Source organism: Mesobacillus sp. (assembly GCF_057785455.1).
Map to the genome: position 1 here is coordinate 1 of NZ_JBYNSB010000045.1, position 12,780 is coordinate 12,780.

Consider the following 12,780-nt stretch of genomic DNA (forward strand, 5'->3'; position numbering starts at 1 on the left):
CTGAATATCTAACCAGGCAAAGAAGCTTAAATAGCTTCTCTTCTTAAAGGTGCCTAAAAACAAAACCAAACGGGTACTGTAGTGAGGAACTTGACCGTTTCGTTCATATCAGGAGGCTCACCGCACGCCCCGAGGAAAGCGAAGCGCCTGGAACGAAAATCAACAGACTTGTTAAACAGAGCCTTTATCAAAAGGCAATGTTAAAAGATCAGTGTTGAGCACTTTAACGAAGCCTATAAGGAGGAAAAATCATGGAAGAGAACTTGTCAATGCCGACAAAATATGATCCGGCCACAATCGAACAGGGCCGCTATGAATGGTGGATCAAAGGGAAGTTTTTTGAAGCGAAGGCTGACGAGACGAAACAGCCTTACACAATCGTTATCCCGCCGCCAAACGTTACAGGTAAGCTTCACCTGGGCCATGCATGGGATACTTCATTGCAGGATATCCTGACGCGAATGAAGCGTATGCAAGGCTACGACGTGCTCTGGCTTCCAGGAATGGACCATGCAGGTATCGCGACACAGGCGAAGGTTGACGAAAAACTCCGCAGCCAGGGAATCAACCGTTATGATTTAGGCCGCGAAAAATTCCTTGAAGAAGCATGGAAGTGGAAAGATGAATACGCACAGCATATCCGCAAGCAATGGTCAAAGCTGGGCTTGGGGCTTGATTACAGTCGCGAGCGCTTCACTCTTGATGAAGGTCTGTCAGACGCTGTAAAAGAAGTATTCGTTTCTCTTTACCGCAAGGGCCTCATTTACCGCGGCGAATACATCATCAACTGGGATCCGGCTGCAAAAACAGCTCTTTCCGATATCGAGGTTATCCATAAGGATGTACAGGGTGCATTCTATCATATGAGGTACCCGCTTGCTGACGGTTCAGGCCATATTGAAATCGCAACGACACGCCCTGAAACAATGCTTGGCGATACAGCAGTTGCTGTCCATCCTGAGGATGACCGCTACAAGCATCTGATTGGCAAGACAGTCATCCTGCCAATCGTTGGCCGTGAAATCCCGATTGTCGGCGATGATTATGTTGATATGGAATTCGGTTCCGGGGCAGTGAAAATCACTCCGGCACATGACCCTAACGACTTTGAAATCGGAAACCGACACAGCCTGCCAAGAGTCCTTGTCATGAACGAAGACGGCAGCATGAACCAAAATGCCGACAAGTACCAGGGGATGGACCGTTTTGAATGCCGTAAGCAAATCGTCAAGGATCTGCAGGAGCAGGGTGTATTGTTCAAGATCGAGGAGCACATGCATTCTGTAGGACACTCAGAGCGCAGCGGAGCTGTAGTCGAGCCTTACCTGTCAACTCAATGGTTTGTTAAAATGCAGCCGCTTGCCGATGAAGCGATTGCGCTTCAGCAAAAAGAAGACAAGGTTAACTTTGTTCCTGAGCGTTTTGAAAATACTTATATGCGCTGGATGGAAAACATCCGTGACTGGTGTATCTCACGCCAGCTATGGTGGGGACACCGAATTCCTGCCTGGTACCATAAAGAAACCGGGGAAGTATACGTTGATCACCAGCCTCCAGCTGATATCGAAAATTGGGAGCAGGATAATGACGTTCTTGATACATGGTTCAGTTCCGCATTATGGCCGTTCTCCACAATGGGCTGGCCGAATGAAGAGGCAGCTGACTATAAGAGACACTATCCAACAGATGCACTGGTAACAGGCTATGATATCATCTTCTTCTGGGTATCACGGATGATTTTCCAGGGACTTGAGTTCACGGGCAAGCGTCCATTCAAGGATGTTTTGATCCACGGCCTGGTTCGTGCGGAAGATGGCCGCAAGATGAGTAAATCACTCGGCAACGGCGTTGACCCAATGGATGTCATCGACCAGTACGGTGCAGACTCCCTGCGCTACTTCCTGACAACTGGAAGCTCACCAGGCCAGGACTTGCGCTACAGCACTGAAAAAGTTGAAGCTACCTGGAACTTTGCTAATAAAATCTGGAATGCTTCCCGTTTCGCATTGATGAACATGAATGGCCTTAAGTATGAAGAAATCGATTTGAGCGGCGAAAAGTCTGTCGCAGATAAATGGATCCTGACTCGCCTGAATGAAACAATCGAAACGGTTACAAGGCTGTCTGACCGCTATGAATTCGGAGAAGTAGGCAGAGCGCTTTATAACTTCATCTGGGATGATCTTTGCGACTGGTATATCGAAATGGCGAAGCTGCCGCTTTACGGAGAAGATGAAGCTGCCAAGAAGACAACTAGATCGATTTTAGCTTATGTTCTTGACAACACGATGCGCCTGCTACATCCATTCATGCCGTTCATCACGGAAGAAATCTGGCAGAACCTTCCGCATCAAGGTGAGTCAATCACGATTGCAAGCTGGCCAAAGGCTGACCCTGAATTGACAGACAATGAGGCAGCTGAGGATATGAAGCTTCTGGTTGAAGTAATCCGTGCGGTAAGGAATATCCGCTCTGAGGTGAATACACCGCTTAGCAAAAAGGTTGATATGTTCCTGAAGGCTAAGGATGAAAAGACGTTAAAAACTCTCGAAGGCAATCGCGGCTATATCGTACGCTTCTGTAATCCGGAAAGCCTGCAGATCGGACTTGAAGTAGAAGCACCGGAAAAAGCAATGACAGCCGTCGTTACTGGCCTTGAAATCATCATGCCGCTTGAAGGGCTCATCAACATCGATGAAGAAATCGCCCGTCTGCAAAAAGAAAAAGAGAAGCTGGATAAGGAAGTTGAGCGAGTTCAGAAGAAACTTGCGAATGAAGGCTTCGTGAAAAAGGCTCCTGAAAAGGTCATTGAAGAAGAACGCGCGAAAGAAAAGGATTACCTTGAAAAACGCGCAGCTGTAGAAGCTCGCATCAATGAACTTAAAGGCTGATAAAAATAAATACTACATCAGAAGGCGAACCAGTATTGGTTCGTCTTCATCTTGAATTTGAGGTGTTATCATGTTTCAGACATATAATGAGGCAGTGGAATGGATCCATGCCAGACTCAGACTTGGAATCAAATCAGGACTGGCAAGGATGGAATGGATGCTTGAAAGGCTGGGAAATCCAGAAAGGCGAATCAAAACGGTTCATATTGGCGGGACGAATGGAAAAGGCTCGACGGTCACATTCCTGCGCTCCATTCTTGAAACAGCCGGATACCGGACAGGCACTTTTACCTCGCCATACTTCGAGCAATTCAATGAACGCATCAGCATTAACGGCATGCCAATCAGCGATGAGGAGCTGGTGCAGGCAGCCAATATCATCAAGCCGCTAGCCGATGAACTGGAGGAAACAGAGCTTGGCGGTCCGACGGAGTTCGAAGTCATCACCGCGATGTCTCTATATTTCTTTGCAAAAATAAACCCGGTCGACGTTGTCATCTATGAGGTAGGCTTGGGTGGAAGATTCGATTCCACCAATGTCATCCATCCCTTGCTTTCTGTCATCACAAGCATCGGCCTCGACCATATCAATATCCTTGGCGATACATATGAAAAAATCGCTTTTGAAAAGGCCGGCATCATTAAAAACGGCGTAAGTGTCATCACCGGAGTGAAGCAGCCAGAGGCTTTAGAGATGATCCGCAGCAGGGCAGCAGAGCTGAAGTCACCACTGTATCAGTTGGGAGAGCAATTTTTTGCAGGCGAAAAAACATCCTTGAATGACGGGGAACGATTCACTTTTTCAAGCATGTTCAACAAATTGGAGAATCTCGAGACATCCATGATTGGTTCTCACCAGGTGGATAATGCATCATTGGCTGTCATGGCCGCTGAAATCCTTGGCAAGTTCTATTCCTTCATTATAGAAGAAACCCACATCAGGGAAGGACTCAAAAAAGCGTACTGGCCCGGCCGACTTGAAGTGCTCAGTGACCATCCTCATATTGTGATCGATGGAGCGCATAATGAGGAAGGAATAAATGCCCTTGCCACTGAAATAAAATCACGATATGCCGATAAAAAGATTAGTATCCTTTTTGCGGCACTGAAGGATAAAAAGCTGGACAGGATGATCAATATCCTGGAAGATGTCTCGGACACCCTAACCTTCACGACCTTTGATTTTCCAAGAGCGGCCAGTGCAGAAGAGCTTTTGGAATCAGGCCGCCCATCCGAAACGAAAACAATCGCTCAAGATTATAAAAATTATCTTGAAAGCAAGATAGTTGATTTAAAAGGAAATGAAATCCTGATTGTGACAGGTTCTCTATACTTTTTGTCCGAAGTAAAACCATTTATTGTAAAAATATTGGAAAATAAATAAGAAAATTATGACATTGTACAAAAAGTTTGCTAAAATATTAAAAAAGTGTGACTTTTTACCTAATCGGTAATTTCATGAAAGGAGGGTGGATAGATGAATCTTTCGGCCACAGTAAAAAAAGCTATTTGGTTTGCCTGGCTGCTAGTAGTTCCTGTTGGGATCTGGGTAACCTATGAGGTCTATCCACCCTCCATCCAGGGATCAATCGCAGATGTATTGGCGTTTCTCCTGTTGACTGCTGTTGTGGCATCCATGCCAATGGTCGTGAACAATACGCCGATTTTCTTGATCCAGTGGGTTTCGATGGCTGTGTTTCTAACATATGGCCTTTTTGTTGAAATGATTTTGATTCAGATATCTGTAGTGGTTCTCTTGCTGAGGCTTAGGCTTCAGAAGGCGGATATATATAAATTCCCATTGAATTCTCTCATGTTTTTCATAGTATCGCTGCTAAGTGGTTTACTATTTTACGCACTAGGGGGAAGTCATGGAGCAGATTTCGCTAATGAACCATTCATCATTGTTCTTGGCATTCTTTATGGGTTGTGCAATTTCGCTATTAATACCATTCTGCTCATCTTTATTCAGGCCGTCTTAGCTAAGCAAAAAGGCCCTTTTTTCGGCAAGGATTTTATTTGGGAGGTTGTAACGACTTTAATAACCTTCCCGATAGGATTTGTTTTGTATGAACTATACAGAGAAATGGGAGTCATTTCCTTGCTGTTTGTTGGAATTCCATTTGCCAGCTTATCAATCATTCTAAGTCTCTATTATTCCAGCGATAAGGTAAACGAGTTTTTGCAGAAAGCAGCCGAAATTGGACATCAGCTTGCAGAAAGGCTGAAAGCAGATGAAGTTATTGATTTGTTTGCCCAAAAGCTGATAGAAATGCTTCCGGTTGATTATGCCTATGTCTTGGATGTAATAGATGAACGGGAATTAAAACTGATTCATAAAATTGAATTCGGGAAAACACTGGTACCCAATGAAGCGTCTTTAAAAAAAGGCCAGGGAATAAGCGGACTTGTCTGGGCAGAAAAGAAGCCTATGCTCTTCAGCTCCCGCAAAGAGTGGAAGCATATTCACTCTGCATTCATACCGAAAAACGCCGAAAGCGTTTTAAGTGTTCCGATTGTAAGAAACAACCAGGTAATCGGGGTTCTTGTTCTGGCTGCAAATAGAAAAAGAGCATTTGAAAAATCGCAGCTTATGATTGTTGATATTCTTTGCTCCCATTTCGCCATTGCCGTTGAAAATGCAAGGCATCACGAAAAGACAAAGGAGAATAGCGAGCGATGTGCACTGACGGGCTTGTATAACTACCGCTATTTTGAAAACATGCTCTCAAGTGAGTTTGGGCAGCTGCAATAAGGGAGAGAGGGAGCTGCTGTCACTTATCCTTCTTGATATTGATCATTTCAAATCTGTGAACGACACATACGGCCATCAAAGCGGCAATGAAATTTTAATTGAACTGGCTGCCAGACTGAAGGAACGAATAGGAGACATCGGAACCGTTGCCCGATATGGGGGAGAGGAGTTTGTCATCCTTATTCCGGATATGATGAAGGGTGATGCCTTCAAACTGGCCGAGCAAATCAGGCTAATGATTGCCAATGAGCCTTTCGCCCTCCTGCAATCCATGGATCTGGAAGACAGACTGGTACTCGTGGATATCACCGCATCCATCGGTGTAGCAACCGCCCCGCAGGACGCTGACGATTCACTCGCTCTGATCCGCCACGCAGACAGAGCATTATATGTAGGAGCTAAGCGTTCCGGCCGAAACAGGGTTGCGGAATATGTAAAATAAAAAGGCTGACCCGGATGGGTCAGCCTTTAGTATTGAACCTTCACACCTTCATCTGGGTTGATGTACCACTCATCGTCGAGCGGCCTTGGACAGGCGTCTTTCCTGCCGGAAGGAAATGGTGTGTATTCAACTAACTTATTGTTCTCGACATAATAAGTATTTCCATAGACACAAAACGCAGAGTTACCGTTTACATAAGGGTTATCAATATTGCTATAAAAGATTGCATCTCCATAAATGATAATAGTATCTGTACCTTTAAGTGATACATTATCTTTAAAATATGTATCTCCTTTTACAGTCAATAAATTCTTCCCACGTAAATCTATTTTTTTCTCAAAGTAGGTGGAGGTTAAATAGACCTTTGTTGGGTAATTCCCAATTAGCTCGAATGCATTATTTTCAATGGCCAAGAATTTGCTTTTATCGGGTGCATCTTCCCCGTGGCGGGTTATCGAGTTTTTCGTAATGGTAACTGTACTGGTTAAAATTTTCGATTCTTTGTCTGTTTTTCCTTCACTAGTAAATTTCACAGTGATTTTTTTATCTACAGGAGAAGTATATGATGTAAGATTTACTGAATAAGAATTGCTATTTTCTACTATTACCGAAAACTTTTTATTAGCAGTTAAATCTAATTTGCTCTTCAAGATGGGATAGAAGTAAGTGTCATATTCGGGTAAGTTCCTATTTTTTTTCCCATTTTTATTTGCTCCATTTATCGCGGCTTCTACTGCTTTATCAGCGGCTATATTTGAATCACTGACAATCTTAGCCAACAGCGTTTCATAGTGAGCTACTCCCATCTCTGCCAAATCAGTTGCCTTGTTGACTCCATCCGTCTTATTGAACTGCTTCCGGGCAGACAGAGCCATCCCGCTCATCGAGAGAGCCAGAGTGAAAGTGATTGTGATAATCACTAAAACCAGGACAAGAGCATAGCCTCCTTCACTTCTTATCTTCAACATAATCCCTCCTAATACCTTTTTACGGTTGTTTCAACTTTAAGTGTCTGCCCTTTTTGGTCCGTAATGTTCAATTCAACTGTAAGTGGCTGATGTGAATCTATTTTTGTGTCCGTTATCGCAGCTGCTGCGGGAGATCCAACTTTTAAATCCATCCTATAATTGGAATCTCCCAGCAATATATTGGCAGCATCCTTGCCAATGAAGGCCTTTTTGCTTGTGCTATCATACTTGATCCAGTATGAATCATGTGACTGGTGATACTCTTTAATCGTTGCCAGCACAAGATTGGCTGTCTGGTCCATATTGTTTTTATTTGAAATGCGATCGTAATTTTTATTGAACGTAAAAAACACCCCGTAGATGATTCCCGAGACGATGAAGAGTATGGCAATGGCAGCAAGAAGTTCGATTAAGGAAAGTCCTTTTTGGTTATTCACATGTTCACCTTCTTATATATGTAAAAGTTTCGGAAGAACTCTCGGGATCGTCATTGTCAAAAATTACTACTTTTACTTGGACTAATTCTTCTACACTTGGAATGAAGTCAGCCGATATAGTATATGTACTGCTTATGGCTTGACCTGAAAGGGCTTCTAAGCCAGCTTTATCTAAAGTGCATCTAAAGTCAGCGCAATCAGTGCTGGTTGCTAACTGGCCTTTTGAAATGTTCACTTCAATTAAATTGATGATTTGCTGAGCAGTTTGCGAGGTGGAAAGCTTCTCTTCATTTTTCTTTACGAATAATGCTGATTGGCTGAAAAAGGCAGCGAATGAGGCAAGAACAATTGTAAGGATCACAATTGACAGTAAAACCTCCAGCAGTGTCAGGCCATTTTGGTTATGCAACTTTTTTCCCAATACTTTCTTCCCCTATCTTCTAAATCTAGTAATTATATTATACAATATAAAGAAGTGAAAATTGTCATATTTTGAGACTTTACGTTTGGATTTAAAGAAAATTGTGAAACTCGCAAAATATGTTGAAACAGGGGAGTGGAAGGATGGGGAAGCTGTTATTTTTATTAATATCTATCGTTTTTTCAGGTATTTTGATTTATGTGATACCTATGGGGTTGACCAGGAAAGAAAAAAATATCGTTATAATCATGGCGGCAATAATCGGGACTTTCGGACTAGTGTCAATGATGGTTGCAGAATTATGGCAAGTGCTGTCTTTAATCGTTTTGCTAGGGGCATGTACAAGTTATATACTAGTGAATCGATTCTCTGCTCCAAAAGTTTCAACACCTTTAAAAGAACGTCTACACACCAATATCGACGAGGATTCATTTGATAATCATGGTTCCGTGAACGACATTTCCGTTAAAATGGAGCCTTCGGCGTTAGAGCTTCATCCTGACATAAAGAATAAAACCGGGCTTGTTGAAGATCCGCAATTCTTTGCTGATGATGATATATCATTTTTGGATCAAAGAAATGGTGATCATATACCTCACGTAGAGTGGATTAAACCAGCAGGCAGCATGGAAATGGATGATGTGCTGGCTAATCATGAATATGAAAAGGCATATGCCAGCACCCACTCTTAAAAACTACTAATACATTATCTGCCGGGAGGACAAGTACGTGAGAAAGCAGCAAATCCTGAAGTTTTCGCTGATTCTTTCTGTTTTTTCTATCTTTATCTTTAGCTTTACCTATTTCGGAGCATCAGCATTTGGCTCCCGTGCATCGACTAATCAGCCATTCTCTGAAAATACATACATAGGAAACACGGACGTTTCAAATAAAACACAAGAGGAAGCAAAGTCTGCGGTTGAAGCAAAAATTAACGAATGGACGCAGTCTGCCAAGATCAGTTTGCTTTATAAAGGGGAAACCTTTGCAATCGATCCATCACATTTTGCATTCTTGATCGAGGAGTCAGTCGCCTCTGCACAAAGCGGAGCACAAAATGAACTGATTGTTGAACTGAAGGAAGAAGCTTTAAATACTTTGATATTGCCTGATACCATTTCCGGCCAGCTGAAAAAAGAATTGCTGAGCAGTGATTTGCAGGCAGCAGCTAAAAGTCTGGTTCTTGCAACAGAAATCAGCCTTGAGAAGTATCTTCCGGAAGAAGAGCCTGTAACGATTGCAAAAGTATCTTTAGTGCTGCCGGAAGAAAGCGCAGAGATTAAAGAACTTGCAGAAGCTATTCAAAAAATTGAGATTGCTCCAGAAACCCAATTTTCTTTGGCCAGCCATGCTATAGAAAATAATCTGGCCGAGAAGCCTGCATATGCATATAGTCAAATTGCATCAGCGATTTATAAGGCCATCCTTTCGACGAATTTTACAATCGCCGAAAGGCATATCAGCTCTAAACTGCCAGAAAATATTGAGCTTGGGTTTGAGTCAAAGGTTGATTTTGCAAAAAACCTTGATTTGAAGCTTTTTAACCCTAATAAAACAGCTTACACTATTAAGCTGGAGATCGTGAATGAAGAATTGCTTGTTACGATTACAGGTGCACCGCTTTTGTATGAATATAAATTTACAGCTTCTGACAAGCAGGAATTTAAACCAAGGACCATTAAGCAATATTCTCCGCTTCTGAACACAGGGCAAAAGTCGGTTGAGAGAGAAGGAGAGCCTGGTTTCCTGATTACAGTTTCGCGTGAAACTTACGGAAATAAGGGGGAACTCCTTGAATCAGAATTCATTTCTGAAGATTTTTATCCGCCAATGCACAGGGTGGAAATTGTCCCTGTTGAGCCTGCCGCCCAACCAGCGGCTCCAGATCCAAACACCCCTCCTGGTGCTGATACCGGGACAGCTGCAAACACCCTTCCTGGAGCTGTTACAGGGCCAGATACAAATCAAACACCTCCGGATGCATTGCCGGGAGTGCCGGCAGGTCAGGATGAGACGGCGCCAGAACAAAGCAGTGATGGTTCTTCAAACCAGGAGGATGCCGCTGAAGATGGAGATACGGAAGGCGGACTCTGGGGAAAGCCGAATGAACAGCCTAAGTAATCTATTGAACATGGAGCGATTGTAGATGAGACAAACAAGAAAGCGGCTAGGGGACTTATTGGTTGAGACCGGAATCATAACGGATGAGCAGCTGCACAACACCTTATCCGATAAAGCGGAAGGGCAAAAGCTTGGCGATGCCCTTCTGCAAAAAGGGTACATAACTGAACAGCAGCTGATCGAGGTCCTTGAATTCCAGCTTGGCATCCCGCATATCAGTCTTTTTCGGTACCCATTCGATACGAATCTGTTCACACTAGTACCAAAGGAAACGGCGATAAGACGGTTGGTCATTCCCCTGAAAAAGGAAGGGGACAAGCTATTTGTCGCCATGGCCGATCCAATGGACTTTTTCACGGTCGATGACCTCCGGCTGTCAACAGGCTTCCATATTGAAACGGCCATCGCCACCAAGGATGATATCCTGAGGGCGATCAATAAGTATTATGACAGCAATGAAGGCTTTGAAGAGCTGATGAGTTTAAATACGTTGAACGCAGAGGCTCTTAAAGAAGAAAAAGTAAATGAGGTAGACTCGCCAATCATAAGGCTTGTCAACCAGCTGCTTTCTAATGCGTCTACCAGCAAGGCGAGTGATATCCATATCGATCCACAGGAGACGAAGGTGGTCATCCGTTACCGGATTGATGGCATTCTCAGGACTGAGCGTGTGCTGCCTAAGCATATGCAGAATGTCCTGATTGCCAGGGTTAAAATCATGGCGAACCTTGACATCACCGAGAACAGGGTGCCTCAGGATGGCAGGATCAAGGTCAATATCGACTTCCATCCAGTCGATCTCCGGGTATCCACTTTGCCAACTGTCTATGGAGAAAAGGTGGTTATGCGGATACTCGACATGGGCAGCACGCTGAATGATATCGAGAAGCTTGGGTTCAATAAACACAACCTATCAAGGTTCATGAATATGATTTCAAGGCCAAATGGAATTGTGTTAATAACAGGTCCTACTGGTTCGGGCAAATCTTCAACTCTGTATGCAGCACTTAACAAGCTGAACAGTGAGGAAGTGAACATCATTACGATTGAGGATCCGGTAGAATACCAGCTTGAGGGGATCAACCAGATCCAGGTCAACCAGAATGTTGGGATGACATTTGCAGCCGGACTCCGCTCTATCTTGCGCCAGGATCCGGATATCATCATGGTCGGTGAAATCCGCGACAAGGAAACTGTCGAAGTATCAGTCAGGGCCTCTTTGACAGGTCACCTTGTCTTAAGCACGATTCATACAAATGATGCGCTCAGTTCGGTGACGAGGATGATCGATATGGGCGTCGAACCATTCCTGGTCGCTTCCTCATTAAGCGGTGTGGTTGCACAGCGTCTTGTCAGGAAAATATGCCGGGACTGTGCGGAAGCCCATGAGCCAACCAAACGGGAAGTTGATATCTTCTCAAAAAGGGGGATCCAGATCGAAACGGTCTGGAAGGGCAGGGGCTGCTCGTCCTGCAATATGACAGGCTACCGCGGACGTATTGCCATCCATGAAGTGCTGGCCATCGATGAGGAGCTGCGCAAGGCGATCATGAATGAAGAGCCTGTATCAGTTTTAAGAGATATTGCGATACGCAATAAAACAATCTTCCTGATTGATGATGGCTTGTTGAAGGTAAAGCAGGGCCTTACATCGACAGAGGAAGTCTTAAGGGTAGCTATTACAGAATAAGCGGGGAATGGGCATGAAAGAGAAAATTGAACACTTGCTCAGATCAGGATTTGAGCTTAAAGCCTCGGATATCCATATTTCAGTCGGCACCCCCCCCATTATGAGAATAAATGGTGATCTTAGAAGATACGGGACCGATAGTATTTTGCCTGAGGAAACAGAAGGAATGGCGAAGCAGCTGATTCCCGAAAAATTGTGGAACGACTTTAAAGCAAAGGGAGAACTTGATTTTTCATATGGACTCCCGGGAATTTCCAGATTCCGGATCAATGCCTATCATCAGCGAGGGTGTGTTTCATTAGCAGTCAGGGTTGTGCCTACGTCAATTCCTTCGTTGGAAGATTTGGAACTGCCGCCAATTTTGAAGAGGGTGGCAGAAAAGCCTCAAGGACTCATCCTTGTCACAGGGCCGACTGGAAGCGGTAAGTCCACTACATTGGCGGCGGTCATTCAGTATATGAACCAGAATATGAGGAAGCACATCATCACGCTGGAAGATCCGATCGAGTATTTATACAGGCATGGAAATTGTATCATTGACCAGCGGGAGGTCGGCTTTGATACGAATAATTTTGCCAATGGCCTGCGCGCAGCACTCCGCCAGGACCCGGATGTCATCCTTGTAGGCGAGATGCGTGACCTTGATACAATCCAGACGGCCATCACCGCTGCAGAAACAGGCCATCTCGTTCTCGGGACGCTTCATACATCCAGTGCCCCTGCAACGATCAACAGGATCATAGATGTTTTTCCGCCAGCACAGCAGTCACAGATCCGGATCCAATTAGCATCGGTTCTGGTATCAGTCATCTCACAGCGGCTGTTTCCAACGATTAATAAACAAGGTCGGCGTGCAGCGACAGAGATTCTCGTCAATAATGCCGCTGTAGCCAACCTGATCCGCAATGAAAAAATCCATCAAATCATGAGCATCATGCAGACATCGAAAGCTTATGGCATGCACACTCTCGAGATGAGCATCAATGAGCTCGTCCAAAAGGGGATTGTTTCCAGGGAAGCAGCTGGGCCATATTTATTGGAGAAGTTGGTGTAAC

Annotated in this window: 11 protein-coding genes; 8 read left to right on the top strand and 3 right to left on the bottom strand. The window is 44.3% G+C overall.

What is annotated here, in order from left to right; translation table 11 throughout:
- Positions 1 to 251: 251 nt before the first annotated feature.
- The 4 genes from AC3EBE_RS17950 to AC3EBE_RS17965 all read left to right on the top strand — a co-directional run bounded on the left by AC3EBE_RS17950 (position 252) and on the right by AC3EBE_RS17965 (position 6,088).
- Complete coding sequence (locus tag AC3EBE_RS17950) at positions 252 to 2,891, top strand: valine--tRNA ligase (protein ID WP_488596402.1); 2,640 nt, start codon at positions 252 to 254, stop codon at positions 2,889 to 2,891.
- Positions 2,892 to 2,961: 70 nt separating this feature from the next.
- Entirely contained in the window at positions 2,962 to 4,275 is a 1,314-nt protein-coding gene (locus tag AC3EBE_RS17955; RefSeq protein WP_488596403.1) for a bifunctional folylpolyglutamate synthase/dihydrofolate synthase, read from the top strand.
- A 93-nt stretch (positions 4,276 to 4,368) separates the two neighbouring features.
- Complete coding sequence (locus tag AC3EBE_RS17960; protein WP_488596404.1) at positions 4,369 to 5,646, top strand: GAF domain-containing protein; 1,278 nt, start codon at positions 4,369 to 4,371, stop codon at positions 5,644 to 5,646.
- On the top strand, positions 5,624 to 6,088 hold the full coding sequence (locus tag AC3EBE_RS17965; protein ID WP_488596405.1) for a GGDEF domain-containing protein: 465 nt from the start codon (positions 5,624 to 5,626) through the stop codon (positions 6,086 to 6,088). The genes AC3EBE_RS17960 and AC3EBE_RS17965 overlap by 23 nt, the downstream gene beginning before the upstream one ends.
- Before the next feature lie 26 nt (positions 6,089 to 6,114).
- Here AC3EBE_RS17965 and AC3EBE_RS17970 read toward each other — a convergent pair whose 3' ends face one another.
- The 3 genes from AC3EBE_RS17970 to AC3EBE_RS17980 are packed head-to-tail and all read right to left on the bottom strand — an operon-like array spanning position 6,115 to position 7,914.
- On the bottom strand, positions 6,115 to 7,056 hold the full coding sequence (locus AC3EBE_RS17970; RefSeq protein WP_488596406.1) for a hypothetical protein: 942 nt from the start codon (positions 7,054 to 7,056) through the stop codon (positions 6,115 to 6,117).
- 8 nt (positions 7,057 to 7,064) lie between these two features.
- The gene (locus AC3EBE_RS17975) at positions 7,065 to 7,493 is read right to left on the bottom strand and encodes a PilW family protein (protein ID WP_488596407.1); all 429 of its coding nucleotides are present in this window, start codon (positions 7,491 to 7,493) and stop codon (positions 7,065 to 7,067) included.
- 4 nt (positions 7,494 to 7,497) lie between these two features.
- A complete protein-coding gene (locus tag AC3EBE_RS17980; RefSeq protein WP_488596408.1) occupies positions 7,498 to 7,914 on the bottom strand; it encodes a type IV pilus modification PilV family protein in 417 nt (138 codons plus the stop codon).
- 143 nt (positions 7,915 to 8,057) lie between these two features.
- Here AC3EBE_RS17980 and AC3EBE_RS17985 point away from each other — a divergent pair, with 143 nt between their 5' ends.
- From AC3EBE_RS17985 to AC3EBE_RS18000, 4 genes are read left to right on the top strand one after another with little or no spacing between them, the layout of a single operon-like run.
- A complete protein-coding gene (locus tag AC3EBE_RS17985) occupies positions 8,058 to 8,606 on the top strand; it encodes a hypothetical protein (RefSeq protein WP_488596409.1) in 549 nt (182 codons plus the stop codon).
- A gap of 37 nt (positions 8,607 to 8,643) precedes the next feature.
- Complete coding sequence (locus tag AC3EBE_RS17990; RefSeq protein ID WP_488596410.1) at positions 8,644 to 10,035, top strand: VanW family protein; 1,392 nt, start codon at positions 8,644 to 8,646, stop codon at positions 10,033 to 10,035.
- Between the two features lie 25 nt (positions 10,036 to 10,060).
- On the top strand, positions 10,061 to 11,725 hold the full coding sequence (locus AC3EBE_RS17995) for a GspE/PulE family protein (RefSeq protein WP_488596411.1): 1,665 nt from the start codon (positions 10,061 to 10,063) through the stop codon (positions 11,723 to 11,725).
- 13 nt (positions 11,726 to 11,738) lie between these two features.
- On the top strand, positions 11,739 to 12,779 hold the full coding sequence (locus AC3EBE_RS18000; protein WP_488596412.1) for a type IV pilus twitching motility protein PilT: 1,041 nt from the start codon (positions 11,739 to 11,741) through the stop codon (positions 12,777 to 12,779).
- Position 12,780: the final 1 nt, after the last annotated feature.

Coding starts and splice junctions, on each gene's coding strand:
- AC3EBE_RS17950 (WP_488596402.1), top strand. CDS start 252: ATGGAAGAGAACTTGTCAATGCCGACAAAATATGATCCGGCCACAATC.
- AC3EBE_RS17955 (WP_488596403.1), top strand. CDS start 2,962: ATGTTTCAGACATATAATGAGGCAGTGGAATGGATCCATGCCAGACTC.
- AC3EBE_RS17960 (WP_488596404.1), top strand. CDS start 4,369: ATGAATCTTTCGGCCACAGTAAAAAAAGCTATTTGGTTTGCCTGGCTG.
- AC3EBE_RS17970 (WP_488596406.1), bottom strand. CDS start 7,056: ATGTTGAAGATAAGAAGTGAAGGAGGCTATGCTCTTGTCCTGGTTTTA.
- AC3EBE_RS17985 (WP_488596409.1), top strand. CDS start 8,058: ATGGGGAAGCTGTTATTTTTATTAATATCTATCGTTTTTTCAGGTATT.
- AC3EBE_RS17995 (WP_488596411.1), top strand. CDS start 10,061: ATGAGACAAACAAGAAAGCGGCTAGGGGACTTATTGGTTGAGACCGGA.
- AC3EBE_RS18000 (WP_488596412.1), top strand. CDS start 11,739: ATGAAAGAGAAAATTGAACACTTGCTCAGATCAGGATTTGAGCTTAAA.